The following is a 25,398-nucleotide window of genomic DNA, read 5'->3' as shown; positions in this document are numbered from 1 at the left end:
TATTAAATATATATGGTTATTTTTTGTTATTTTAAAAAAATATAGAACAAGGAGATTTAGAATGGATGTAAGCCAATTAGTCACAATTAAGCTTTTAAATGCAGTAAATCAAGCAAATACAAATAATAAAAATGAGTTTAATAATAAATTTGATTTATTTAATTTAATTTTAGAAAATGCAATAGAAAATATTCCAACAAACAATTGCAAGTGCAGTTGTCATTGCAACAATAATCAAGATGAAAATAGTTTAGATTCATTGCAAACACTGCAAAGTAATATAAACAGAGATAAGATTAACAATTGCAATCAAACTTCAAATAAAACTAATGTAGAAAATTCATTAGTGAATACAGTTAAACCACCAGAAAAAAATAATACAAATACAAATACATCTAATAATATGGATAAAGCTGTTGAGTTAATAGAAAGCAAAGTAGGAAATAGATATGTATGGGGTGCTACTGGACCTAACTCTTTTGATTGTTCAGGATTAGTTCAATATGTTTATAAAAATGCATTAGGAAAAGATATACCAAGAACTTCATATGAACAAAGTAAATTTGGAAAAGCTGTAGATAAAAAAGACTTACAAGTAGGAGATTTAGTATTCTTTGATACTATGGGAAAAGGGAGAGTAAGTCATGTAGGTATGTATGTAGGAAACAATGAATTTGTACATGCTGCAAATGAAAAGGCTGGAATTAAAAAGTCAAAATTAACAGGTTACTATGAAACACATTATAAAGGAGCAAGAAGACCTTAGTATAAAAAATAAGAAATGTTACAAAGTCACAGAAAAAAATATCAAATAATTATATTATGTATTCATAAGATAAATTAAATTTAACTAGGAGGAGAAATATGGTTAAAGAACTTTATAAAAAGTATGGATACTTAATATTTTTAACTTTTTTAATACTATCATTATTTGATATGAGATTTGCTATTATAGCTATAATATGTATGGTTGCACCAATTGCAGTTGCATTTTCAGGAAAAGGACGTTATTGGTGTGGAAATTATTGTCCAAGAGGTAATTTCTATGAGAATGTTCTATCTAAGGTTTCACCTAAAAAGAAAGTCCCTAAATTTTTAAAAAGTAAATTATTTAGAGGATTTATGGGATTGTTTATAATATTTAATTTCTCAATGGGATTATATAAAAATTGGGGAAATCTATATGGAATAGGATTTGTATTTTACAAAATAATAGTGATAACATCTATAATAGGAATTATTTTAGGTCTTTTCTATAATCAGAGAACATGGTGTAATTTTTGTCCAATGGGGACTTTATCAGCAGTTGTAGCAAAAATAAAAGGCAGAAAAGTAAACTTAGAAGTCAATAATAGTTGTGTAAGCTGTGGTCTATGTGCAAAAGCATGCCCAATGGGAATTTCACCAAAGGAATATAAAGAAGGATTAGTAGAAGATTCTGACTGTATATTCTGTCAAAAATGTGTTTATAAATGTCCAAAAGATTCTATTAAGTTAGAGCTTGATAGAAAAAATAAATAAAATATACAAAAATAAGCATATAAACTTGAGATAAAGTTTTAATATGCTTATTTTTGTATATTTGTTTTTAAATATAAAAATATTGATTTAAATAGTCACATAAGATAAAATTATTAGTTGGAAATCTAAGAGAAAAGGAGTGATTATGATAAAAACAAATAGCATTACATTTAAGCTATTTTTATTGATATTTGTTTTGATTGTATTTATAACAGGAATTATTAGTGCCTGGGTTATAAATGATAGTAATAAGATTGTCCAAGAAGAAATACAAGTAATGAGATTGCAAGTATTAGATGAGGTATCTAATAATATTTCAATATTGCTTTCAAATGTAGAAAGTATAGGGAATAATATTGTCGCAGATAACAAGCTAATAGATATATTATCTAACCCAAAAGACAAGCATCAAGATGACATAGTAAACAAAGAAAATTACGATTATGTGGAAGGCTTATTAATGGATCAAATTTTTAAATATGGAAAGTTTAATATGAAGCCAGAGTTATACATAGTTGGAGAAAACGGTTTGAGCTATGGAACATACTCTAAAAATAAGTATAATTTAGAAAATATTAAAAATCAAGAATGGTATGAAAAAATAGTAAAAGCAAATGGAAATACAGTTCTTATAAATACATATAGAGATGAAAATGGGATTGGACCATATAAGAATATATTAAAAATGGGTAGAGTTATAAAAGATTTTATAACTAATGAAACTTTAGGAGTTTTAATTATAGATATAAGCGAAACAATGCTATATGATAGATATTCAGATCTTTTGGAAAAAGGAACCTCAGTTTATATAGTGGATTCTACAGACAATATAATTTCAAGTAAAGATAAACGATTAATAGGAACAAAATATAAATCTAATAAAAATTCCCATAATATGAACTCAAGTAATATCGAAATTAAATCTAATATAGACTCATATGGATGGAAAATCATTCAAGTTATACCTTCGAATATAATGTCGCAAGTATCTAATAAAATTGCTCAAAGGACACTTTATATAATCGCATTAATAAGCATTCCGGCACTAATAATTACATATAAAATATCAGTTTGGATAACAAATCCTATTTTAAAGATAAAGGATAAGATGGAATATGTTATGAAAGGTAATTTAGAGGTAGAAGTAGAGGTTGATAGAGATGATGAGATAGGTCAACTTCAAAGCTCTTTTAACAGCATGGTAAAACGGTTACATGAATCAATAGAAGATATTAAGAAGTATGAAAAACAAAAAAGGGTAGCTGAACTAAGCTTTTTACAGGCTCAAATAAATCCGCATTTTTTATACAATACATTAAGTGGTATAAGATTTTTAGTTTCAATGAATAAAACAGAAGTAGCTGAAGAAATGCTTTATAGGTTTACAAAACTACTTAGAAGTATTTTACCTAGAGCGAGTGAAATGATTACATTGGAAGAGGAGTTAGAAAATATAAAAAATTATGTAGAGCTACAAAAGATGAGATACCCTAATTGTTTTGATGTAGAATATGAATTTGATGAAAATATAAAAGATTATAAAATACCATCATTTATACTTCAGCCTATCGTAGAGAATGCAATATTATACAGCATGGAAAAGGAAAATAATAAAGGGGATATAAATATAAAAGGTTATAGTCTAAAAGATAGTATACGAATAATTATAGAAGACAATGGAATAGGTATGTCTAAAGATAAATTAGATCATGTTTTAAATAAAGAAGCTAGTGTAAATAGCGTTGGAGTTATAAATGTACATGAAAGAATACAATTAAATTATGGACAAGACTATGGATTAAAGATAGATAGTTTAGAAGGTAAAGGAACTAAAATTACTTTTATACTGCCAAATTAGGAGGTAAATATGTTAGATATAATAGTAGTAGAAGATGAAGCACCTATAAGAGATTGGATAGCATATACTATTTCAAATATTTCCGATGAATTTAATGTTCTAGCAAGCGCATCAAATGGAAAAGAAGCATATGAATTAGCATTAAACCTAAAACCTAAAGTAATTATAAGTGACATAAAAATGCCAATAATGGGAGGGATAGAACTTACAAAAAAAATAAAAGAAGTTTTTCCAGATATTTATGTTATATTACTTACAAATTATGCTGAATTTTCTTATGCAAAAGAAGCTATAAGTTGTGGAGTGTATGAGTATTTAGTAAAATCAGATATTAGGCCAAAAGAATTAAAAGAAATTTTAGATAAAGTAAATGAGTCTGTGAAAGAATTAGAAAAGAACAAAGTAAGTAGATTACAAAAAGATAGTACCTTAAGTGAAAGTAAGGATGGCTATTCAAAAACTATAAAAAAATCAATTGATTATATACATAAAAACTATAAACAGCACATATCTCTTCAAGATATATCTAACTATGTATTCTTATCACATGAATATTTTTCAAGGTTATTTAAGGAAGAAGTTGGAGAAAACTTTAGCTCTTACTTAACTAACTATAGAATGAAAAAAGCGGAAAGTCTAATAAAGAATACCGATATGAAAATTTCTCAAATTGCAATAGAAGTTGGATATACAAATGCAAGTTATTTTTCAAGAAGTTATAAAAAATTTAAAGGAATATCACCTGAGGATGATAGATAGTTAAAGAATAATGTATATCTATGTCAATATAGTGCAAAAAATGTCAATATATTTAGACATAGATATACAAATATATCAAAAAATTAAAACTTTATATCAATAGGGTTTATAGAGTGAAAACGTTTTATTTAATATAATATTATTAAAGCAGAAGGGAATAATTAATAAATGAAATTAAACTATAAAAAACTTGTTATATTAACTGGTTTACTATTAATTATGATAATTGCTTATAAACAAGAAAGCAAAGAAACTAAATCAGAGGTTAAAAGTAATGAAAACACAAAGATAGCAATTATCTTTAATGAAGCTGGTTTAGGAGATAAGGCTTTTAATGACTTATGCTATGATGGAATATTAAGAGCTCAAGAAGAATTAGGGATAGAGTTTGATTACACTCAATCAAAAAGTAAGAATGATTATGAAAAATTTGCTAGAGAGTATGCTAGGCTAAAAGATTACGATTTAATTATTTCTGTTGGAGGAGAGCAAGAAAGTGCTGTTGAAAAGGTTTCGAAAGAGTTTCCAAATCAAAAATTTACTATAATTGATTCTAAATTAGAACTACCGAACGTTAGTTCTATAAGCACAAAATGGGAACAACAAACATTTTTAAATGGAGTTATTGCAGGACTTGAGCTATCTGATAGTGAAAATAAGTCAGTTGGAATTATACTAGGAAAAGATTTAGAGTATTTAAATGAAGGTGCCATTGGATTTGAAGCTGGAGTTAAATATGTAAATCCTGATGTAAATGTTATGAAAGCTGTAGTAGGAGATTTTTCAGACCCTGCAAAAGCAAAAGAAATTGCACTTTCTATGTATAATAAAGGAGCTGTTTATATTCAACAATTAGCAGGACAATCTGGAATAGGAGTTTTTTTAGCAGCAAAGCAAGTTAATAAGTATGCATTTGGAGTAGACGGAAATCAAAATTCTTTTGCTCCTGAACATATAGTAGCAACTGCTACAAGATATGCAAATGACATTATATACCAAGAAGTAAAAAATATTAAAAATAATTCATGGAGTTCAGGCGTACACACGATTGGCCTTGGAGAAAATGTAATTGATTATACAAGAGAAGGGTCAAGCGTTGAAATTAAAAAAAATACTATTAAAAATGTAGAATTAATTAAAAATGACATAATAAATAAAAACATAATAATACCTAAGAGCTCTGAACAATTGAATTCCTGGATTAAGTTAAACAACTATAAAACTAATAGATAAGGGGATATTAAAATGAGAGTATACGATATCATATCTAAAAAAAGAGATAAAAAGGAATTATCTAAAGAAGAAATAGAGTTTTTTATAGAAAAATATACTAATGGTGAAATACCAGATTATCAAGCATCAGCATTATTGATGGCAATATATTTAAATGGATTCACTAAAGAAGAAACAGCAAACCTTACTATGGCTATGGTTAACTCAGGGGATGTAGTAGATTTAAGTATGATAGAGGGAATTAAATTAGATAAGCATAGTACTGGGGGAGTTGGAGACAAAACATCTTTAATTTTAGTTCCTATGGTATGTGCAGCTGGAGGTAAGGTTGCAAAACTATCAGGTAGAGGGCTAGGACATACAGGTGGAACATTAGATAAATTAGAATCTATACCTGGATTTAACATATCAGTTGATGAAGATAAATTTAAAGACATGGTTAAAAATGCAGGGTTAGTTATAGCTGGGCAAACTCAAAACTTAGTTCCAGCAGATAAAAAAATATATGCATTGAGAGACGTAACTGCAACTGTTGATAGTATACCTTTAATAGCTGCAAGTATAATGAGTAAAAAAATTGCTTCAGGATCTGATGCTATATTATTAGATGTTAAGTATGGTGAGGGAGCATTTATGAAAACTGCAGAAGATGCAAAAGAACTTGCTACTGCTATGGTAAACATAGGAAATAGTTTAGGTAGAAAAACATCAGCAGCTATAACATTAAATGGAGAACCTCTAGGATATGCAATAGGAAATGCACTTGAACTAAAAGAAGTTATAGAAGTTTTAAAAGGCGAAGGACCTGAAGATTTAAGAGAATTATGCTTACAATTAGGGGCTCAAATGCTAAAAATAGGAGATATAGAACCAGACGTTAAAAAAGGAAGAGAAAAACTTGAAAACGTATTAAAAGATGGTTCAGCTCTTAACAAATTAAAAGAACTAGCAACTCTTCAAGGCGGAGATCAAAAAGTTATAGAGAATCCTGAATTATTTGAAATAGCACCATTAGTACATCAAGTAAAGGCAACTAAAGAAGGATATGTATATGATTTGAATGCAGAAAAAGTAGGAATAGCATCATTACTTACAGGTGCAGGAAGACACACTAAAGATGATGAATTAGACTATGGAGCAGGAATAATACTTGAAAAGAAAATGGGTGACTCTGTAAAAGTAGGGGATGTTTTAGCAACTTTATATTCAAGTGATGAAGAGAAGTTTGAAAAAGCTGAAGAACAATTACAAGAGGCTTATGATATAAGAAATGAAAAACCAGTAAAAAGCTTTATAATACATGAAATAATAGAATAATTAAATTCAATAAAAACAATAGACATAAGGAGAGTAAACATGGATAAAAAAATGATTTTAAGCACTGTAGATCATACTTTATTGAAGCAGACATCTACTTGGGAAGATATTAAAATAATTTGTGAAGATGCAATGAAATATGACGTGGCATCTGTGTGCATTCCTCCATCATTTGTAAAGCAAGCAAAAGAGTTTGTAGGGGATAATATGAAAGTTTGCACAGTAATTGGATTCCCAAATGGATACAATACTACAGCTGTAAAAGTGTTTGAAACAAAGGATGCTATAAATAATGGAGCAGATGAAGTTGATATGGTAATCAACTTAGGAATGTTAAAAGAGAAAAAATTTGAAGAAATTACAAATGAAATAAAGTCTATAAAAGAAGCTTGTAAAGATAAAGTATTAAAGGTAATAATCGAAACATGCCTTTTAAGTGAAGAGGAAAAAATACAAATGTGTAAGTGCGTAACTGAAGCTAAGGCTGATTTTATAAAAACTTCAACAGGATTTAGTACAGGAGGAGCTACATTAGAAGATATAGTTTTATTTAGAGAAAATGTAGGTAATGATGTACTAATAAAAGCTGCAGGAGGAATAAAAGATTTAGAAACTGCACAAAGATTTATAGACAATGGAGCTAAAAGACTTGGGACAAGTTCTATAATAAAAATAATAAATAATGAAGAAGTAACAGGATATTAAAAATTTACATAACAAGAAAACGTTTTAAAAATCAAACATAAATAGAAAAGTGAGGTATATATAATGAACAACTTATATGAAAAAATAACAGAAAGTGCAAATTATATAAAATCTAAAATAGATTCAAATCCAACTATAGGTCTTATACTAGGATCAGGCTTAGGTGTTTTAGGAGATGAAATAGAAAATCCTGTAATAATTAGTTATGATGAAATACCAAACTTTCCTGTTTCAACAGTTGAAGGACATAAAGGACAGCTAGTAATAGGTAAATTAGAAGGAAAAGATGTTGTAGCTATGCAAGGTAGATTCCATTTTTATGAAGGATATAAAATGCAAGAAACAACATTCCCTGTAAGGGTTATGAAAGCTCTTGGAGTTGAAACTGTATTTGTAACAAATGCTGCAGGAGGAGCTAATAAAGACTTTAATCCTGGAGATTTAATGATAATAAAAGATCATTTAAATCTAGGAGGAAACAATCCTTTAATAGGTAAAAATGATGATAGACTAGGAGTAAGATTCCCAGATATGTCAACTGCATATACTCCAAAATATGCTGAATTAGCTAGAGAATGTGCAAAAAAATTAAATATTGATATAAAAGAAGGTGTATATGCGTTCTTCACTGGACCAACATATGAAACACCTGCTGAAGTAAGAATGGCTCAAATATTAGGAGCTGATGCAGTTGGAATGTCAACAGTACCAGAAGTAATAGTTGCATCTCACAGTAAATTAAATGTTATAGGGGTATCTTGTATAACTAACATGGCAGCAGGAATACTTGACCAACCTTTAAATCATGAGGAAGTAATAGAAACGACTCAAAGAGTAAAAGAACAATTCTTAAGTTTAGTAAAAAGCATAGTTCATGAAATATAATTAACGTCAAATTAAAAACTAACACATAAAGTTAATCAGATACTATTGAAATTTAAAAATATAAATAGTATCTGATTAGAATCATACCAATCAAAAAACTTATCATATAGAAAAACGAGGGCGATTAAAATGGCAATAGTGTTAAATATAGTAGGGATAGCTCTTTTATTAGGAGGATTATATTTAGTATCTCCAAATAAAAAAGATGTCAATAAAAAGATGATATTAAAAGCTTTAGGAATTCAAGTAGTTTTAGCATTTCTATTATTAAAGTTTCCTTTAGGAAGAATGGGTATAGAAAAAATATCAGACGTTGTAACAAAAGTATTAAGTTATGGAGCACAAGGTCTTGGATTTGTATTTGGACCTTTAGCAGATGCAGGTGCACCAACAGGAATGATATTTGGTATTCAAGTTTTAGGTAATATAATATTTATATCTGCGCTTGTAGCAGCACTTTATTATATAGGTCTTATAGGTTTTGTTGTTAAGCTTATAGGAGGAGCAATAGAAAAAGTATTAGGAACAAGTAAAGTAGAAAGTTTCGTGGCAGTTGCAAATATGTTTTTAGGGCAGACAGAGTCACCTATACTTGTAAGTAAATATTTATCTGGTATGACTGAAAGTGAGATAATGTTAGTTCTAATATCAGGAATGGGTAGTATGTCAGCTACTGTTCTTGGTGGATATGCAGGTCTTGGAATTCCAATGCAATATTTATTGATAGGAGGAGCTTTAGTTCCTTTAGGAAGTATAATAATATCTAAGATAATACTTCCAGAAAAAGTATATGAAGTTGAAAAAGTAAGTAGTGAAACAGTAGAAACTGAAAATGGAACAGGCACTATTGCTGTTGTAGAATGTGCTGCAACTACAATAAATAGTGATGAGGTAACAATAGATAATAAAGGAAATAATAGTAATATAATGGAAGCGATATCTCAAGGTGCTACTGATGGAATGCATATGGCACTTGGAATTGGAGCATCATTAATAGCTATAATAGCTTTAGTTGCATTAGTTAATGGAGGACTTTCAATCGTAGGGTTATCATTAGAAGGTATATTATCTTATGTATTTGCACCTATAGGATTTTTCATGGGAATACCAAAAGAAAGTATATTAACAGCAGGACAATTATTAGGAAGTAAATTAGCTTTAAATGAATTTGTTGCTTTTGGAGAATTAGGACAAATATTAAACACTCTTGACTATAGAACAGGATTAATGATGGCAATATCTTTAACAGGTTTTGCAAATATATCTAGTATGGGAATTTGTATATCAGGTATATCAGTATTTTGTCCTGAAAAAAGAGGGCAACTAGCAGAATTAGCATTTAGAGGTATGATAGGTGGATTCTGTGTAAGTGTTTTAAGTGCATTAATAGTAGGTGCAATAGTAGCTTTATAAAAATTAAAAGGAGATATAAAAATGAAAATATTTATAGATACAGCTAATATAGATGAAATAAAGGAAGCTAATACTTGGGGTATAATAGATGGTGTAACAACAAATCCATCTCTTATAGCTAAAGAAGGAAGAGATCTTCAAGAAGTTATAAATGAAATATGTAGTATAGTGGATGGACCTATAAGTGCGGAAGTAATAAGTTTAGAGTGTGATACAATGGTTGAAGAAGCTATGGAATTAGTTAAACTACATAAAAACATAGTTATAAAAATACCTATGTGTATAGAGGGATTAAAGGCAGTTAAGATATTAACTGAAAAAGGAATAAAAACAAATGTTACATTAATATTCTCATCACAACAAGCATTACTTGCAGCTAAAGCAGGGGCAACTTATGTAAGTCCATTTGTAGGGAGATTAGATGATATAGGTGCTATAGGAGTAGAACTTATAAGTGAAATAGCAAACATATTTGAAGTCCATAATATGCAAACAGAAATAATTTCTGCAAGTATAAGAAATCCAATACATGTATCAGAGTGTGCTATGGCAGGGTCTGATATAGCGACTATACCATTTAAAGTTTTAGAACAAATGGCTAAACATCCTTTAACAGACATAGGAATAGCTAAGTTTTTAAGTGACTATGAAAAACAAGGAAAATAATATGAAATTTTGTTTACAATGTTAAAAGGCTCCTATATAGGAGTCTTTTTTAGATTTAATTTTAAACATAATCCATTGAATTATATTTAAAATTAAGTGCATCCTATTGTATAAGTAAAACAAATGAAAGGATGTATTTTAATGAGTAAAACAATAAACAGCAATGCAAAACAAGCTTTAAATATGTTTAAAATGGAAATAGCTAATGAACTTGGATATAACTATAATATGCTAAGTGGTAAAGTTGAAAGTAATGCACCTCAAAATACTATAGAAGGAATATCTAAAAATGTTCTTGCTGGAGAACAAGTTGGAGGAGCTATGACTAAATCATTAGTTTCTAAAGGTGAAGAAATTCTTATGAAAATGAACAAAAAAAAATAAGTTAATTAATAAAATCACGGTTACTAAATATTTTTATATACTTTATTATTAATTATTAACATGTAATCTTTTACTTTAATTAAAATTGGAGAAGCTATAAGAAATAATTAATTTTGAGAGGTGAAAAAATGTTTAATCCTAGAAGAGTTATATTTGAAAAAGGCTCAATAGATACATACATTGGAAAAAAAATTTATGACATGGTGAAAGACAATAAAAATGTAGAAATTATACAATTAACATCAAATAGGGTAAAGAGCAACATTCCAGGAGAAAATTTATTTGAACAATACAGATCAGGAAAAGAAACTTTAGTTGTTGGAAAAAGAAGCAGCTTAAAGTTTCAAACATGTAAACCTTCAGCACACTATCAATTGCCAATTGTAAGTGGATGTATGGGTAGGTGTGAATATTGTTATTTAAATACACAATTAGGAGATAAACCATTTGTAAAAGTTTTTGTAAACATGGATGATGTATTAAATCAAACTAAAAAGTATATTAATGAAAGAGAGCCAGAGATAACTATATTCGAGGGAGCTGCAACGTCAGACCCAATTCCATTAGAACCTTATACAAATTCACTAAAGCTTGTAATAGAATTTTTTGGAAAAGAAGATAAAGGAAGGTTTAGATTTGTAACTAAATATAGCGATATAGACAGTCTTTTAAATATAAATCATAATAATCATACAGAAATAAGATTTAGTATAAACACGCCTAAAATAATAGATTCTTATGAGCATTATACTGCATCTTCTAATAAAAGAATTGAAGCTGCTGCAAAAGCAGCTAAAGCTGGGTATAAAATAGGATTTATAATTGCACCAGTTTTTTTATACGAAAACTGGAAAGATGACTATAAAAAATTAATAAAACATATAAAAGATACATTACCTGAAAATTATCATGAAACACTGACTTTTGAAGTTATTTCTCATCGATATACGACTAAAGCAAAAAATAGGATAATAGAAATTTTCCCAGAAACTACTCTTCCAATGGTTGATGATCACAGAACGTTTAAATATGGACAATTTGGATATGGTAAATACGTATACACAAAAGAACAGTTATTAGAAATGAAAGAATTTTTTAAAGAGAACATACTAAATGAATTTCCTAAAAGTGAAATTAAGTATATTATATAGCGAAAAAACAAAAGGCTTGAAACAAATTATCGTTTCAAGCCTTTTATTTTAAGCAGTCTTTTTATGTTTAAATGTATAGTTTTTGTTAAACGCAGTGTTTTTGCTAGCAAAAGTAGCTATTATATAAGTTGAAATTATTGAAATTAAGGATGCTAACAATATAGAAATTTTAGCAATACTTACAAACTCAGGGTTATTAGCAAAAGCTATTTCTGAGATGAATATAGACATTGTAAAGCCTACACCAGCAAGTATTGATACAGAGAAGATTGATAACCAAGTTGAGCCCTTAGGCTTTTCTGTAAGACCGAGCATTGTTGATATAAATGCAAATGTCATTATACCTAACGGTTTTCCTATTGATAGTCCAGCTATAATTCCTTTGATTAAAGTATCACTACTGGAAATATCTATATTTAAATTTAGGGTTATTGCAGTATTTGCTAAAGCGAATAGCGGTAGTATAAATAAATTGCACAATGGACTTAATTTATGTTCTAACTTATATGAAATAGGTTTTTTTTCATTTCTAAGCTTAGTAGATGGAATTGATATTGCAATTAAAACACCACTTATAGTAGCGTGAACACCACTTAAATATATAAGTCCCCATATAAAAAATCCAATTATCAAATATGGATAAATTTTATTGATTCTAAGTCTTATGTTCATGTACATTAGAATACAAGTAAAAAACAATGCTAAATATAAAATTTTGAAATTTATATTAGAAGAATACAAAAACCCAATTACAAATATAGAAATTAAATCATCTACAACAGCTAAAGAAAGTAAGAATATTTTTAAAGCTGGATTTAATTTGTTTTTTAGTATCATAAAAATACCTACAGCAAAAGCTATATCAGTTGAAATTGGAATTCCAACACCAGCTTCAAATTGAGTACCTTTATTAAATACCATAAATATAATTGCTGGAACAATCACTCCACCCAATGCTGAAAATATAGGAAAAGAAGCTTTTTTGAAGCTAGATAAATTTCCATATAGTAACTCATGTTTTATTTCGAGTCCTACTAATAAAAAGAATATAGTCATTAAAAAATCATTTACTAACATATGTATATTAAAGTGGCCTAAAAATTTAAATTCTCCCAATAGATGATGATAAACAGATGAAAATGGACTATTTGCTAAGGTTATAGAAATTATAGTTGCACATATAAGTAAGCTTCCTGGTAAACACCTCAGAAGATACTATATTTTTCATATTAGATTTCATAAAATTAATTATCCCCCCCTAATAGTTTTAAAAACATATATATAATTAACATTACATTAAGGTATACTACTCTTACATAGATATGTTGTCAACAACATGAAGCTTAGAATAAAAAAATAAAAAGAAACGTTTTCATAAAAATATTAAAAAAACTAACATATGAAGTTTACTTAATTATTATTAACATATATATAGTTCGAAGTGGTGCGAATTATATACTAAAAAGCTTATGATAATTTTATTCGTAAAAAATTTTTATATGAATTTATTAATAAAATTTAAACTAAAATAATAAAAGTATAGGCTATAAACTTTTTATATAGACTATACTTTTATTATTATATAAATATATGTGCAATAAAACTAAAGAATCCAACAATATTATTTATTCCTAATATTATAGAGATAAGTACTAAAATTGATTTATCTCTTTTTTTATCTATAGCTATAAAACCTAAAGCACAAGCTAGGACTCCCAGGATGAATATAATAAATAATACAGCTATATGAATTTGATTTTTTGCTATAAACTTAAATCCATAATAAGAAAAATCCCAAGACATTAAAGAACCAACTATAAAAAATATTAGAGTTAAAGCCATAATTATTACGCTATATTGTCCTAATTTAGTTCTTGGTAAAAAGTTAATTTTCATTTTAGGACCTCCTGTTAAAAGTTAGACTTAGTAAATGGTTAGTATTAGTTTAATATTTAAACATGAAGTATATATGAAATTGATTAAAAATATCCTACTATATAAATTATAATACTTATATGTTAAGGGTTAAACAAAATATATGTTAAATTTTAATAAATAAATAAAAAAATTCATATAAATATTGCATAATTTTTCTAATTATAATATAATATAATATCTATTGATTTTGAAAATTACATTAATTAATAGGGTAAATAAAATCTGAAAAAATATTATATAACTACTCTTTTATTAAGTGCTACCATAATTTTATGGTAGTATTTTTTTTAACTAAATATGTACATAATTTTATTGAAAAATAGAGCATACTAAGGATTATATTAAAAAATATAAATTTTAACATAATTTAAATAACTTTTTAAATGATTAAATAGCAACCTAGATTTTGTTAGAAAGGGATGTTACAATGTTTAAGGTTATTAGTGCAATAAGGAAGTGAATTAAATGAAAAAGAAATTATTATTTTTAATAATTGTTTTTGGATCTATAGTTATCTTTGGAAATAAGGTATACAGTAAATCGGATCAATTATCTACAACTGAGAAAGTAAGTGATTTTAAGTATATGTATAATACAATAAAAGAAGGATATCCATATTTAGATGTAAATACAAGATTAAGTGGAAAAGACTGGATATCTAACAAGAATGCATATATAAAGAGAATTAAAAATACTACAAATGATGATGAATTTGTAGCTGAGATGTCAGATATATTATCAGAATTAGGAAATAAGCATACCGAGGTAATAAATAATAAAAAAAGATATGAAATGTTTAAAAAAGCATATTCGAAAAACAATTGGTATGATTTTCTTAATGATAAAAAAGTTATAGAAAGATACGATAATATAAAATCAGAAGTTAAAATTTGTGATGGTAGTTTTTTAAAAAAAGAATTAGTTTTACAAGATGCAGTAAATGGTAGTGTTGGATATATGTATTTACCATCTATGGCACCACAACATGGTTCTATGAAAAATGATTTAAATATGATTGGAGATTATATAAAAACACTAGACAATTACAGGGCTTTAATTATAGATATAAGAGGAAATAAAGGCGGAAGTGATAGTTATTGGCAAGGCATTGTTTCTAAGCTTATAAATGATGATATTAAAATAAGCGGTTATAGAGCTTATAGAAATAAAAGTGAATTAATAAAAAATTATACGGATGAAAGAAAAATAAAATTAAACCCTATTGATAAATTACCTCAGAGTATAAGAAAAAATGCGCCACAAGAAGTTTTTAATAAATTCGATGGATTTGAAAATACGTCTTATACAATAAAAGCTAGTAATAATTTGAATTTTAAAGGTAATATTTATTTACTTACGGATAAAAAGGTATATTCATCATCAGAATTCTTTGCTATGTTTTGTAAAGAATCTAAATTTGCAACTTTAATAGGAGGTACCACTGGAGGAGACGGAGGAGGATTAGATCCTGCTTTGTTTGAATTAAAAAATAGCGGCTTGGTAGTTAGAATGGCTAGTGGTATGTATTTAAATAAATATGGAATATGTGATGAGGAAGTTAAAACTACGCCTGATTTTAAGGTGAATAATTGTGAGAGAACTAAAAATTTAAAAGATGACAAGTGTATAGATAAAGTTTTAGAACTTGAGCATATAAATTAGAATATAAGTTTTATGAAAGTTAAAAATATTAATTTTAACACTATAAATATAAAGGTTTTTTTAAAATAGTATAGAATAATACTATATTAATAGTGTAGAGTAAATATAAATGTTTTTTAATAAATTATTATGTTTGAATTAAAATTGGATTAATTTAAATACAAAATTTTTTTGATTAATATATTTGTAAGTTGTATAATAAAATGTACAAATTAACGTTATAACTGAAAGGATAGGTTAAAATGATAAAACAAGAAAAAAAATCAAAAAACTTAGGAATGAAAAGAGTTGCTATATTTTTAATAATAATAGCATTTGTTGTTACTGCTGTTGCACCTATAGCTAGCTTTTTTATGTAAATAATATAAGTTTTAGGCGGGATATATTATACAGTTAAAAATTATTATTTGTTAAATAAATTTATTATACCGAAATAAAATAAGGGATTATATGTTGGACTTTAAAGTTCTATATATATCCTTTTATTTTGCTTAAATAAGCATATTTTAGAGGAAAATATAATTAATAATATAGTAAAGAGTATTTTTAAATAGGGGGAGTACATGAGTAATTTAAATGAAATTAAATTAAAAACATTTATAAACTCAAGAGAAATATATCCAGATGAAGATATAGAAGGAGTTTGCGTTTTAAGTGGTTTGGATTTAAATAAAAAATTACATGATATAAAAATATATATAAAAACTAACTATATTAAAGATAAATATAAAAATATAGGCGGAAAAAAAGTAGTTTTACAAAAGGTAGAAATAAATTTAGACAAAAGTATAACTGAGGGTGGATTAGTAAAAGTTCCATTTAAATTTAAGGTAAATAAAAAAGTTCCAGTATCAATACACAAAAGTCATATATGGATAAAGACATGTTTAAAAGAAAATGGTAAAAATAAATTAGAAGAAAAATATTATATAGATATATTACCTCCAAAATACATAGAAAATACAATTTATGTTATAGAAAATTTAGGGTTTTCTTTAATAGAAGTAGAGAATAAATATACAGAAAACAAATATGATAATTTACCATTTATTCAGTGCTTTAAATTCAGAAAATTGAAAGAAGCTTTGGATCAAAATGAAAATGATATTGAAATTTTTTTTAAGCAAAAAAATGAGTTTATAGAAGTATATTTAAATCAAAATATAAAAGTTATATTTGAATATAAATATATAAATGATTTAAATTATTTAACTAATAAAATATATTCTGTTATTAAATTTAAAATTTAGCATAAACATATAGTATAGGAAGAAAAACTTCCATGTCAAAAAATATAAATTTAATATTGAAATACACAATACAATACCAGATATTTATTACTGGTATTTTTTCTTTTTTTTTATTTAGGACGAACATATATATTAGCAAGATAAAATGAATTATATTGATTGAAAAAGATAAAAAATGTGTATATAATTAAATGACGATGTCAGAGAGAAATAGATATTCATATAAAGGGGAGAGCTAATTTTGAGTGGAAATGTTTTTTTAAAATTTAAAGATTTAATAATGGATAAAGTATTTAATATATATAAGCAGTACATACCAGAACATATATTGGTAAAGGGCTTAGAAAGAGAAGATATAGTTGTTTTAGCAGAACAACTATTAAATATACATTACACATTGCCAAAACTTTTTAGAGAAAGAGTAGAGTACGTTGATAAAATACATGATAAACATAAACCTAATGAAATAATTTATGAGTTGTTTGATCGAGATGAACAAGTTATTTTGTTACTATGTAAGAATTTAAAAAATAATGATACTAGTATAAAATGGGTAGATAAACTATGGTTATACTCAGTATAAATTTGGAGGTTGGATAAAAAGTTGAAAAGAAAAATAATTATTTTAGGTTTAACAGCACTACTGTCAATGGCAGTAGTTGGTTGTTCTGCAACAAAAAACGAAAATCTTAAAAAGAGTATAGATGGTGCTAGTTCTCAGTTAAATAAAATAAACAATGAAGAAATTAAGGGCTTAACGTATGAACAAGCTCAAGATTTAATGAAAAAAATAAACTCAGAGTTGTCAGAATTTAAACCTCAGTTAACTCCAGACAATCAAACTATAATTTTAAATTTAGCAACACGAGAAGTATCAGACAAAATAGAACAAGAGTATATAATGATAAACACTGTAGCTGATAAAAAAAATTATACAATTCAAATTGAAGGAAATATATTTAAGGATGAAGATGGAAATGTAGCTAAAAATGATGCATCAGTACAGGCACTATATGATTTATTAACAGCTACAAAAAACATAAATAATATAAGTTTATCAAAGTGTATGGATGTGTTAAATAATAGTGAAATAAATAATGAAAATCTAAATAAAACACTTAAATCATTTGATAATGTAGACTTTGATTTTACAAAAAAAGAAATACACTTTAAACTTGAAAAAGTGTATAAAAGAATAGAATCAGTTTCAAAAAATAGAAAAATAACATATGAAGATTACAAAAAGGAAAGAACAACTTTAAAGGAAAGTCTTAAAAAATACACTGAAGATTTTGCAAAAGCTAATAATTTAAAGACAATGATAAGTGAAAAAACTTCAGAAAAAAATAATATAAATAGTTTTGGAATAAAAAATGATAATAACTTAGCTCAATCTATAACGTTGACTACAGATATATCTAGTTTAAATTCGAAAACAATTACTAATATGTATGAGTTTAAAGTTCCTAGCAATAATGGAGATCCTAAAAGCTTACAATTAAGTAAAGATTTTTTGGTTGGAGCTATAAGGATTATAAACTCAACGACAAATTCAGATATAAATTATGGAAAAATAGAAGCTGTTATAAAATCAAATGACATAAGAACTAAATATTTAGATAAAAATTCAAATTTCGAAACTGTTTTTGAATATTCAGGAAGCTTAGAAAGATCATTAAATAATAACAATTACAGACTTACTGAAAAATTGGAAATATAAAAATAGCCACTTTCACTATAAAGTGGCTATTTTTATATTTCCAATTACTAGGAAAATATTTAAAAAATTCAGAAATAAAATTAGGTTATTTAAAAATTATCAAAGTAGTGATATTATCTTATTAACAAGAAAAAAAGGAGGTAATTTTATGAAGAACAAGAAAAAGTTTTCATTTCCTACAGCGTATACTGTAATTCTAATTGTAATGCTTGTAGTTATGGGGTTAACTTACATAATACCATCAGGAAAATATGCAAAACTTAGCTATGACACTAATAGCTCAAAATTTATTGTGGAGCTTCCAAATGGAGAATCTAATCAATATGCTGGAACTCAGGAAACACTAAATAAATTAGGAGTAAATGTAAACTTAAAACAGTTTACTAGTGGGGCTATTTCAAAGCCAGTTGCAATACCAAATACATATGAAAAATTAGCTAAAGAAAAAACAACAATATTTGGGGCTATAACAACATTTTTAAAAGCTCCGATACAAGGATTATATGATTCTATTGATATAATAGCTTTCGTATTAGTTATAGGGGGATTAGTTGGAGTTATAAATAGTACAGGAGCATTTACAGCAGGGATAAATGCACTATCTAAAGCATTAAAAGGAAAAGAAAAATGGATGATTGTAATTATAGCATCTCTTGTTGCTCTAGGAGGGACTACATTTGGATTAGCAGAAGAAACAATAGCCTTTTATCCTATAGTAGTACCTATATTCATAGCTGCTGGATATGATGCTATAGTTGCCATCGCTACAATTTTCTTAGGGTCATGTATAGGTACAATGGCAGCTACAGTAAATCCATTCTCAACTATAATAGCTTCTAATATAGCAGGCGTAAGTTTTACACAAGGTATGCCTCTTAGAATTTTAGCATTAGTTATAGCTCTTGTAGTTACTTTAATATACATAATCAAATATGGAGAAAAGGTAAAAAAAGATCCTACAAAATCTTTAATCTACGCTCAAAAAGAAGAAATAGAGAAAAGGTTTTTAGCTAGTGAAAGTGGAGACGTTGAAGTAGAATTTACATTTAGAAAAAAATTAATGTTATTAATATTTGGTTTATCTTTCATAGTAATGATTTATGGAGTTAAAGAATTAGGATGGTGGTTCATGGAAATGACAGCACTATTCTTTGCAGTAACATTTATAATGGTTCCATTATCAAAACAAAAAGAAAGTGAATTTGTATCAAACTTCGTACAAGGAGCAGCTGATTTATTAGGAGTAGCACTTATTGTAGCACTTGCTAGAGGAGTTACAATTATAATGGACGGAGGACTTATAAGTGATACTATATTATACTCATTAAGTACTGTCGTATCAAGTATGGGTGGAATAGCATTCTCTGGAGTAATGTATTTAGTTTATATAGTATTAGGATTCTTTATAAATTCATCTTCAGGACTTGCGGTTTTATCAATGCCTATAATGGCACCTTTAGCAGATGTAGTAGGTGTTAACAGAGATATAATAGTAACAGCTTATATGTTTGGTCAAGGTTTAATTGGTATAATAACACCAACTGGTTTAATATTAGCATCACTTGCTATGGTAAATGTAACTTATGACAAATGGTTGAAGTTTGTTATGCCGCTTGTTGGAATAATAATGGTACTATCAATAGCATTGCTTTGTATAGGATCATTTATATAGAATAAAAAATAAAAAAGCAACCTAATAGATATTAGGTTGCTTTTTTATTTATTCAAATATATCTAAATCTAAAGTTTTAGATAGTTCTTGTAGTAACTTAATTCCAGCGATACTATTTCCTTTTGAATCAAGAGATGGGCCAAATATACCAATACCCATTCTATTAGGAACTGTTGCTAAAATACCTCCTCCAACACCAGACTTAGCAGGGACACCTATGTGAACGGCAAATGAACCTGATTCATCGTATAAACCACATGTAACCATTATTGATTTAACGATTGTACAGATATCTTCAGGTATTAATCTTTTGTTATTCCAAGGGCAAACACCTTTATTAGCTAGAACAGATCCTATTTTAGCTAAATCTAGGGCACAAACAGACATAGAACATTGTTTAAAGTATGAGTCCAAAATATCATCAACATCTCCTGCAATTACATTTTTACCTTTAAGATAATAACCTAAAGATCTGTTTATATCACCTGTTCTTTTTTCAGATAAGTAAACTTCTTCATTTATATCTATAAAATCATTATTAGCTAATTTTCTAGTAAAACTTAAAATTCTATCAGTTTTTTCTTCACTATCTTTCCCTTTAATTAAAGAATTAACTACTATTGCACCAGCATTTATAAAAGGGTTAGACGGAACATCTTTATTATTTATATTCATATTAAGTATTGAATTAAATGGAAAACCACTGGGCTCCGTACCAATTTTTTGAAAAACATATTCAGGAGAATGATCCATCATAGCCATTATAAGTGTAATAACTTTAGATGTACTTTCAATTGCAAAGTTAGTAGTATAATCTCCAGCAAAATAATCTTTATAGCCATCTTTTGTCAAATCTATAATAGCTATTCCTAGTTGATTTTTATCTACCTTAGAAAGGGCAGGTATGTAATTAGCAACATCACCATCTTTTATATACTCCTTATTTTTCTCAACTAGGCCTTCTAGTAAACCAAACATTAAAATCGCTTCCTTTTTTATGAAATTTATAACTAATATTTAATTACCCAAAAAAATTAAAATAAAACTAAAATGGATATTGATTCCAATTAAGTAACAATGCTTATTTTAAAGACATATTATAATAAGTAACTATATTTAAATAGTTATGATGGTGATTAATATGATAAAAAGAGTAATAAAAATTATTTTAGAGGAAATAAAAGAATTTTTTAATGAACTAGGAATAGCATGTAAATATTTAATAATTCTAGGATTAATTTCATTTGTAGTTGTGTGTATATCAATTTTCGATACTGAACTAGACGCTACTGGAAACTTAGTTACTATACGAACAGCATTTTCTTCTATTGCAGGATATATACTAGAGCGATCAACCAAAACATGCACTTCTAGTCCTAAGTTATTAAAGACTAAAGTTTTAGTGGTAGGAACTTTTGCTGTAATGGCGATGATTGTTACCATATGTGCTTATGTATTAGATATTAATGTAAATAATCCATCTCTAATATTAATTAAAAATTTATTATTTTCATCTATAGGTTTTTTAACAAGTGCAAGTAAGGACTTTACTGGGAAAGATTTATAAATTTCAGAGGTTTATCATATTAATTATGGTAAGCCTCTTTTTTTAAAATCAATAAAGTAAATTGTATCTTTATAAAAGTAACTTTTTATTAAATTTATAATTGGGAGTGGATAGATTGAAGAGTTTGAGTGTTTGTATGATAGTCAAAAATGAGGAAAAAAACATAAAGAGATGTTTAGATAGTATAGAGTCAATAGCAGATGAAATTATAATTGTGGATACAGGATCAAGTGATGAAACTTTAAATATATGTAGTAACTACAATGTAAAGGTAATAAACCATAAATGGAACAATGATTTTAGTGAAGCTAGAAATGTATCTTTAGAGTATGCTACCAAAGATTATATATTATTTTTAGATGCCGATGAAGAAATCTCAAAAGAAGATTTGGGAAAATTGAAAGCATTATTAAGTAGCAAAAAATTAGCAGAGGGATATTTTTTTAGACTAACAAATATAATCAACGGAACTGAAGTAGGAGAATATGTAGTTTTTAGATTTTTTAAAAATAAAAGAAAGTATAGATTTAGAGGGAAGGTACATGAACAAATAGCTAATTGTATTCAAAAACATAATAAAGATAAGTGTATTGAAAATATAGATATTAAAATTTATCATTATGGATATGACCCAAATAAGGTTAATATAGAGTCTAAATATAAAAGAAACATGGGGATTTTAAATACATACACAGAAGAAGAAAAAGATGCCTATTATTTTTATGTTTTAGGGAATGAATACGCAAGAATTACAGACTTTAAAAGTGCGATAGAGTCTTATGAAAAATCTTTAGACCTTATGGAGTTGAAATATAATTATGTGTTTTACCCATATTTAATTCTGAATATAGTAAAGGCATATTCAAATGAAAAACAATTTTATGAGTCTATAAAATTTATAGAAAAAATTAGATTGTCAATTCCAAATTTTAAAGATTTATATTTTATGGAGTGCTTAGCATATATTGAATGTGGTAAAATAAGCAAAGCAATAGAGTGTTTAAATGAGTATATAAATTGCCCAGTAGGAAATACTTACGAATATCCACATAACAATTTCGAAAAAATATATGACATAAAGGAAATGAAAAAAAATCTAGAACAAGCAAGTACTCCTAATAATAACTTATTAAGTGCCTTAATGATAATAGATAAGTATGAAACTAGCATTATTAATACAATAAAAAGTTTCAATGAAATAGTATCTAATTTTACTATAATAACTAGCAACAAGTGTTTAGAAATAACTGAATTAAAAAATATAGGTGCCCAAATAATCTATTCCGATGATAAAGACTTAAATTTATTAATAGAAAAATGTAAAAGTAAATATATTATTATGGTTGATATAGGTGAAATTTGTTCAACATTAAGCCAGAAAAAAATAATAGAATTGCTATCAAATACGAATGAAAAATTTTTTACTGTAAACATTGTAAACATAGCAAATAACACTAATTGTAAAGAAGTAAGAATTATAAAAAATGAGAACTCAAACTTTATAAATGATTATAAATATGCATTAATAAAAAATAACAATATAGTAGATAGCAATATATATATTCATAAGTCCTTTAATTAAAAAATTAATTTTATAGGTTGACAATTTAACATATAAGAATTATTATCTAATTAGAATTGAATAATCTTCAGGGCAGGGTGAAATTCCCTACCGGCGGTAAAGCCCGCGAGCCGTAAATGGCATGATTCGGTGAAACTCCGAAGCCGACAGTAAAGTCTGGATGAAAGAAGATAATGTATTGTAATGTATATAAGCATATACTATTATTTTGATTTGTAAGCTCTGAAATATTTTATATTTCAGAGCTTTTTTAATTAATTTAATATGTGTATTTTTATGATACAAAAGCCCTGAGTTTTAAACTCAGGGCTTTTATTATTTTCTTTTATAAATCACAAGATGTGAAAGGAGAATATAATGGATGAATATTATATGGGTTTAGCTATTAACCTTGCAAGAAAAGGAATAGGAAAAGTAAATCCTAATCCTATGGTTGGAGCAGTTATAGTTAAAGATAACAAAATTGTAGGTACAGGTTATCATGAAAAGTATGGAGGAAAACACGCAGAGATAAATGCAATTGAAAATTCAAGAGAGAGCTTAAATGGATCAACGATGTATGTAAATTTAGAACCTTGTTCTCATTTTGGTAAAACGCCTCCTTGTGTAGATAAAATTATAGAAAGCAAAATAAATAAAGTTGTTATAGCATCTGTAGATCCAAATCCGTTAGTGCAAGGCAATGGAGTTAAAAAACTTAGAGATGCAGGTATTGAAGTTAAAGTTGGAGTTTTAGATGAAGAAAATAAAAAATTAAATGAAGTTTTTTTAAAATATATAAAAAATAAAAAACCATTTGTAGTTATGAAAGTTGCCATGAGTTTAGATGGAAAAATATCAACAACTACAGGTCAATCAAAATGGATAAGCTGTGATGAGTCAAGAAGATACGTACATAAGTTAAGAAGTGAAGTAATGAGTATATTAGTTGGAATAAATACTGTTATAAAAGATAATCCAATGTTAGATTGTAGGTTAGAAAACGGTAAAAATCCAATAAGGATTATAGTAGACACAACACTTAAAATACCTATAGATTCAAAAATTGTATCTAGTTCAAAATTAATTAGAACTATTGTAGTAACTACAAAACATGCAAATAGAAATGTAATGAAATTACTAGAGGATAAAGGTGTTGAAATATTAACTATTAATTTAAAAAATAACTTAGTTGATTTAAAAGAAATGATAAATAAATTAGGAGAATTAAATATAGATAGCATTTTAATTGAAGGAGGATCAAGCTTAAATTTTTCAGCAGTGAATGAAAATATAGTTGATAAAATTCAAGTATATGTAGCCCCTATTATCCTAGGAGGAGAAAGATCTAAAACTCCTATTGGAGGACAAGGAGTAGATGATATAAAAGAAGCATTTAAACTTCATAAATTAGAGTATAAACAAGTAGGTTCAGATATTTTAATAGAGGGATATTTGAAAGGAAGTGACGATTAATTGTTTACGGGAATAGTTGAGGAAATCGGTACTATAACGCACATAAAAAATGGAGTTAAGTCATCTAAGCTTATTATTAATTGTAATAAAGTTTTAGAGACAACTGAAATAGGAGATAGCATTTGTACAAATGGCGTTTGTCTAACTGTAACAAATATAAACAAAGGAACATTTGAAGCCGATGTAATGGCAGAAACTATTAGAAAAAGTAATTTAAATACTTTAAAAATAGGAAGTAAGGTAAATTTAGAAAGGGCATTGAGTTTAAGCACTAGACTAGGAGGTCATTTAGTTAGTGGACATATAGATGGGATAGGATATATAAAAGATTTAAAAAGGGAAGATAGTGCAATTTGGATAACCATAAAAACTTCAGTAGATATACTTAGATACATTGTATATAAAGGGTCTATAACTATTGATGGAATAAGCCTAACAATAGCATATGTAGATGATGATGTATTTAAGGTTTCTATAATACCACATACACTACATCAAACTATATTATCAAGCAAAAATATTGGAGATAGCGTAAATCTAGAATGTGACATTATAGGCAAATATGTTGAAAAACTATTAGGAATTAATAAGCCTAACAAACAACAAGTTAACAATATAAATGAAATTTTTCTTAAAGAAAATGGATTTATTTAAAATAAA

General features: G+C 26.8%; 24 protein-coding genes and 1 riboswitch. Of the genes, 21 read left to right on the top strand and 3 right to left on the bottom strand.

Annotated elements, in window-relative coordinates:
• The first annotated feature begins 61 nt into the window (after positions 1-61).
• The 12 genes from ACN6I1_RS07150 (at position 62) to splB (ending at position 11,892) form a co-directional block, all read left to right on the top strand.
• Positions 62-766 carry a C40 family peptidase gene (locus ACN6I1_RS07150; RefSeq protein WP_419743274.1) on the top strand — a complete coding sequence of 235 codons (705 nt, stop codon included), beginning with the start codon at positions 62-64 and terminating at the stop codon, positions 764-766.
• A gap of 98 nt (positions 767-864) precedes the next feature.
• Positions 865-1,521: a 4Fe-4S binding protein gene (locus tag ACN6I1_RS07145; RefSeq protein ID WP_419743273.1), complete on the top strand. Its 657-nt coding sequence runs from the start codon at positions 865-867 to the stop codon at positions 1,519-1,521.
• Positions 1,522-1,666: 145 nt separating this feature from the next.
• Entirely contained in the window at positions 1,667-3,379 is a 1,713-nt protein-coding gene (locus ACN6I1_RS07140; RefSeq protein ID WP_419743272.1) for a cache domain-containing sensor histidine kinase, read from the top strand.
• A 9-nt stretch (positions 3,380-3,388) separates the two neighbouring features.
• Positions 3,389-4,138, top strand: a complete 750-nt coding sequence (locus tag ACN6I1_RS07135; protein WP_419743271.1) for a response regulator transcription factor — start codon at positions 3,389-3,391, stop codon at positions 4,136-4,138.
• A gap of 168 nt (positions 4,139-4,306) precedes the next feature.
• On the top strand, positions 4,307-5,371 hold the full coding sequence (locus tag ACN6I1_RS07130; RefSeq protein WP_195946067.1) for a BMP family ABC transporter substrate-binding protein: 1,065 nt from the start codon (positions 4,307-4,309) through the stop codon (positions 5,369-5,371).
• A gap of 12 nt (positions 5,372-5,383) precedes the next feature.
• Positions 5,384-6,688 carry a pyrimidine-nucleoside phosphorylase gene (locus ACN6I1_RS07125; protein WP_419743270.1) on the top strand — a complete coding sequence of 435 codons (1,305 nt, stop codon included), beginning with the start codon at positions 5,384-5,386 and terminating at the stop codon, positions 6,686-6,688.
• 39 nt (positions 6,689-6,727) lie between these two features.
• Positions 6,728-7,393 carry a deoxyribose-phosphate aldolase gene (gene deoC, locus ACN6I1_RS07120; protein ID WP_419743269.1) on the top strand — a complete coding sequence of 222 codons (666 nt, stop codon included), beginning with the start codon at positions 6,728-6,730 and terminating at the stop codon, positions 7,391-7,393.
• A 63-nt stretch (positions 7,394-7,456) separates the two neighbouring features.
• Positions 7,457-8,278 (top strand): purine-nucleoside phosphorylase, encoded by an 822-nt coding sequence (locus ACN6I1_RS07115; RefSeq protein ID WP_419743268.1) that lies wholly within the window; start codon positions 7,457-7,459, stop codon positions 8,276-8,278.
• A gap of 129 nt (positions 8,279-8,407) precedes the next feature.
• A complete protein-coding gene (locus tag ACN6I1_RS07110) occupies positions 8,408-9,691 on the top strand; it encodes a NupC/NupG family nucleoside CNT transporter (RefSeq protein ID WP_035116088.1) in 1,284 nt (427 codons plus the stop codon).
• 21 nt (positions 9,692-9,712) lie between these two features.
• Positions 9,713-10,357: a fructose-6-phosphate aldolase gene (gene fsa / locus ACN6I1_RS07105; protein WP_419743267.1), complete on the top strand. Its 645-nt coding sequence runs from the start codon at positions 9,713-9,715 to the stop codon at positions 10,355-10,357.
• A gap of 141 nt (positions 10,358-10,498) precedes the next feature.
• The gene (locus ACN6I1_RS07100) at positions 10,499-10,741 is read left to right on the top strand and encodes a small, acid-soluble spore protein, alpha/beta type (RefSeq protein WP_419743266.1); all 243 of its coding nucleotides are present in this window, start codon (positions 10,499-10,501) and stop codon (positions 10,739-10,741) included.
• Between the two features lie 128 nt (positions 10,742-10,869).
• Positions 10,870-11,892 (top strand): spore photoproduct lyase, encoded by a 1,023-nt coding sequence (gene splB, locus ACN6I1_RS07095; protein ID WP_419743265.1) that lies wholly within the window; start codon positions 10,870-10,872, stop codon positions 11,890-11,892.
• A 48-nt stretch (positions 11,893-11,940) separates the two neighbouring features.
• Here splB and nhaA read toward each other — a convergent pair whose 3' ends face one another.
• Entirely contained in the window at positions 11,941-13,074 is a 1,134-nt protein-coding gene (gene nhaA, locus ACN6I1_RS07090) for a Na+/H+ antiporter NhaA (RefSeq protein ID WP_419743297.1), read from the bottom strand.
• A 396-nt stretch (positions 13,075-13,470) separates the two neighbouring features.
• On the bottom strand, positions 13,471-13,788 hold the full coding sequence (locus ACN6I1_RS07085) for a hypothetical protein (protein ID WP_021433050.1): 318 nt from the start codon (positions 13,786-13,788) through the stop codon (positions 13,471-13,473).
• A 507-nt stretch (positions 13,789-14,295) separates the two neighbouring features.
• On the opposite strand from ACN6I1_RS07085, the gene ACN6I1_RS07080 reads away from it, so the two are divergent.
• From ACN6I1_RS07080 to ACN6I1_RS07060, 5 genes are all read left to right on the top strand, one after another.
• On the top strand, positions 14,296-15,492 hold the full coding sequence (locus ACN6I1_RS07080) for a S41 family peptidase (protein ID WP_419743264.1): 1,197 nt from the start codon (positions 14,296-14,298) through the stop codon (positions 15,490-15,492).
• 563 nt (positions 15,493-16,055) lie between these two features.
• Positions 16,056-16,742, top strand: a complete 687-nt coding sequence (locus tag ACN6I1_RS07075; RefSeq protein WP_419743263.1) for a sporulation protein — start codon at positions 16,056-16,058, stop codon at positions 16,740-16,742.
• A gap of 241 nt (positions 16,743-16,983) precedes the next feature.
• Entirely contained in the window at positions 16,984-17,325 is a 342-nt protein-coding gene (locus tag ACN6I1_RS07070; RefSeq protein WP_021429244.1) for a hypothetical protein, read from the top strand.
• Between the two features lie 21 nt (positions 17,326-17,346).
• A complete protein-coding gene (locus ACN6I1_RS07065) occupies positions 17,347-18,462 on the top strand; it encodes a hypothetical protein (RefSeq protein WP_419743262.1) in 1,116 nt (371 codons plus the stop codon).
• 148 nt (positions 18,463-18,610) lie between these two features.
• Entirely contained in the window at positions 18,611-20,134 is a 1,524-nt protein-coding gene (locus ACN6I1_RS07060) for a YfcC family protein (RefSeq protein WP_021433044.1), read from the top strand.
• A gap of 48 nt (positions 20,135-20,182) precedes the next feature.
• On the opposite strand, the gene glsA is transcribed toward ACN6I1_RS07060, so the two are convergent.
• Positions 20,183-21,112, bottom strand: a complete 930-nt coding sequence (glsA, locus tag ACN6I1_RS07055; protein ID WP_419743261.1) for a glutaminase A — start codon at positions 21,110-21,112, stop codon at positions 20,183-20,185.
• A gap of 163 nt (positions 21,113-21,275) precedes the next feature.
• Here glsA and ACN6I1_RS07050 point away from each other — a divergent pair, with 163 nt between their 5' ends.
• The 4 genes from ACN6I1_RS07050 to ribE all read left to right on the top strand — a co-directional run bounded on the left by ACN6I1_RS07050 (position 21,276) and on the right by ribE (position 25,392).
• Positions 21,276-21,701: a hypothetical protein gene (locus tag ACN6I1_RS07050; RefSeq protein ID WP_025163057.1), complete on the top strand. Its 426-nt coding sequence runs from the start codon at positions 21,276-21,278 to the stop codon at positions 21,699-21,701.
• A gap of 115 nt (positions 21,702-21,816) precedes the next feature.
• Positions 21,817-23,283, top strand: a complete 1,467-nt coding sequence (locus ACN6I1_RS07045; protein ID WP_419743260.1) for a glycosyltransferase — start codon at positions 21,817-21,819, stop codon at positions 23,281-23,283.
• A gap of 59 nt (positions 23,284-23,342) precedes the next feature.
• Positions 23,343-23,459, top strand: a riboswitch (FMN riboswitch).
• A 181-nt stretch (positions 23,460-23,640) separates the two neighbouring features.
• Entirely contained in the window at positions 23,641-24,738 is a 1,098-nt protein-coding gene (ribD, locus tag ACN6I1_RS07040) for a bifunctional diaminohydroxyphosphoribosylaminopyrimidine deaminase/5-amino-6-(5-phosphoribosylamino)uracil reductase RibD (RefSeq protein WP_419743259.1), read from the top strand.
• Positions 24,739-25,392: a riboflavin synthase gene (gene ribE / locus ACN6I1_RS07035; protein ID WP_419743258.1), complete on the top strand. Its 654-nt coding sequence runs from the start codon at positions 24,739-24,741 to the stop codon at positions 25,390-25,392. It begins immediately after the preceding gene.
• The last annotated feature ends 6 nt before the right edge of the window (positions 25,393-25,398 follow it).

Source organism: Paraclostridium dentum (assembly GCF_048568265.1).
Taxonomy (GTDB): domain Bacteria; phylum Bacillota; class Clostridia; order Peptostreptococcales; family Peptostreptococcaceae; genus Paraclostridium; species Paraclostridium dentum.
This window is presented reverse-complemented; position numbering and strand designations above follow the sequence as displayed.

What these genes read in the sequence shown, in the direction of transcription:
- ACN6I1_RS07150 (WP_419743274.1), top strand. Translation starts at nt 62, where the DNA reads ATGGATGTAAGCCAATTAGTCACAATTAAGCTTTTAAATGCAGTAAAT.
- ACN6I1_RS07145 (WP_419743273.1), top strand. Translation starts at nt 865, where the DNA reads ATGGTTAAAGAACTTTATAAAAAGTATGGATACTTAATATTTTTAACT.
- ACN6I1_RS07140 (WP_419743272.1), top strand. Translation starts at nt 1,667, where the DNA reads ATGATAAAAACAAATAGCATTACATTTAAGCTATTTTTATTGATATTT.
- ACN6I1_RS07135 (WP_419743271.1), top strand. Translation starts at nt 3,389, where the DNA reads ATGTTAGATATAATAGTAGTAGAAGATGAAGCACCTATAAGAGATTGG.
- ACN6I1_RS07130 (WP_195946067.1), top strand. Translation starts at nt 4,307, where the DNA reads ATGAAATTAAACTATAAAAAACTTGTTATATTAACTGGTTTACTATTA.
- ACN6I1_RS07125 (WP_419743270.1), top strand. Translation starts at nt 5,384, where the DNA reads ATGAGAGTATACGATATCATATCTAAAAAAAGAGATAAAAAGGAATTA.
- deoC (WP_419743269.1), top strand. Translation starts at nt 6,728, where the DNA reads ATGGATAAAAAAATGATTTTAAGCACTGTAGATCATACTTTATTGAAG.
- ACN6I1_RS07115 (WP_419743268.1), top strand. Translation starts at nt 7,457, where the DNA reads ATGAACAACTTATATGAAAAAATAACAGAAAGTGCAAATTATATAAAA.
- ACN6I1_RS07110 (WP_035116088.1), top strand. Translation starts at nt 8,408, where the DNA reads ATGGCAATAGTGTTAAATATAGTAGGGATAGCTCTTTTATTAGGAGGA.
- fsa (WP_419743267.1), top strand. Translation starts at nt 9,713, where the DNA reads ATGAAAATATTTATAGATACAGCTAATATAGATGAAATAAAGGAAGCT.
- ACN6I1_RS07100 (WP_419743266.1), top strand. Translation starts at nt 10,499, where the DNA reads ATGAGTAAAACAATAAACAGCAATGCAAAACAAGCTTTAAATATGTTT.
- splB (WP_419743265.1), top strand. Translation starts at nt 10,870, where the DNA reads ATGTTTAATCCTAGAAGAGTTATATTTGAAAAAGGCTCAATAGATACA.
- ACN6I1_RS07085 (WP_021433050.1), bottom strand. Translation starts at nt 13,788, where the DNA reads ATGAAAATTAACTTTTTACCAAGAACTAAATTAGGACAATATAGCGTA.
- ACN6I1_RS07080 (WP_419743264.1), top strand. Translation starts at nt 14,296, where the DNA reads ATGAAAAAGAAATTATTATTTTTAATAATTGTTTTTGGATCTATAGTT.
- ACN6I1_RS07075 (WP_419743263.1), top strand. Translation starts at nt 16,056, where the DNA reads ATGAGTAATTTAAATGAAATTAAATTAAAAACATTTATAAACTCAAGA.
- ACN6I1_RS07060 (WP_021433044.1), top strand. Translation starts at nt 18,611, where the DNA reads ATGAAGAACAAGAAAAAGTTTTCATTTCCTACAGCGTATACTGTAATT.
- glsA (WP_419743261.1), bottom strand. Translation starts at nt 21,112, where the DNA reads ATGTTTGGTTTACTAGAAGGCCTAGTTGAGAAAAATAAGGAGTATATA.
- ACN6I1_RS07050 (WP_025163057.1), top strand. Translation starts at nt 21,276, where the DNA reads ATGATAAAAAGAGTAATAAAAATTATTTTAGAGGAAATAAAAGAATTT.
- ribD (WP_419743259.1), top strand. Translation starts at nt 23,641, where the DNA reads ATGGATGAATATTATATGGGTTTAGCTATTAACCTTGCAAGAAAAGGA.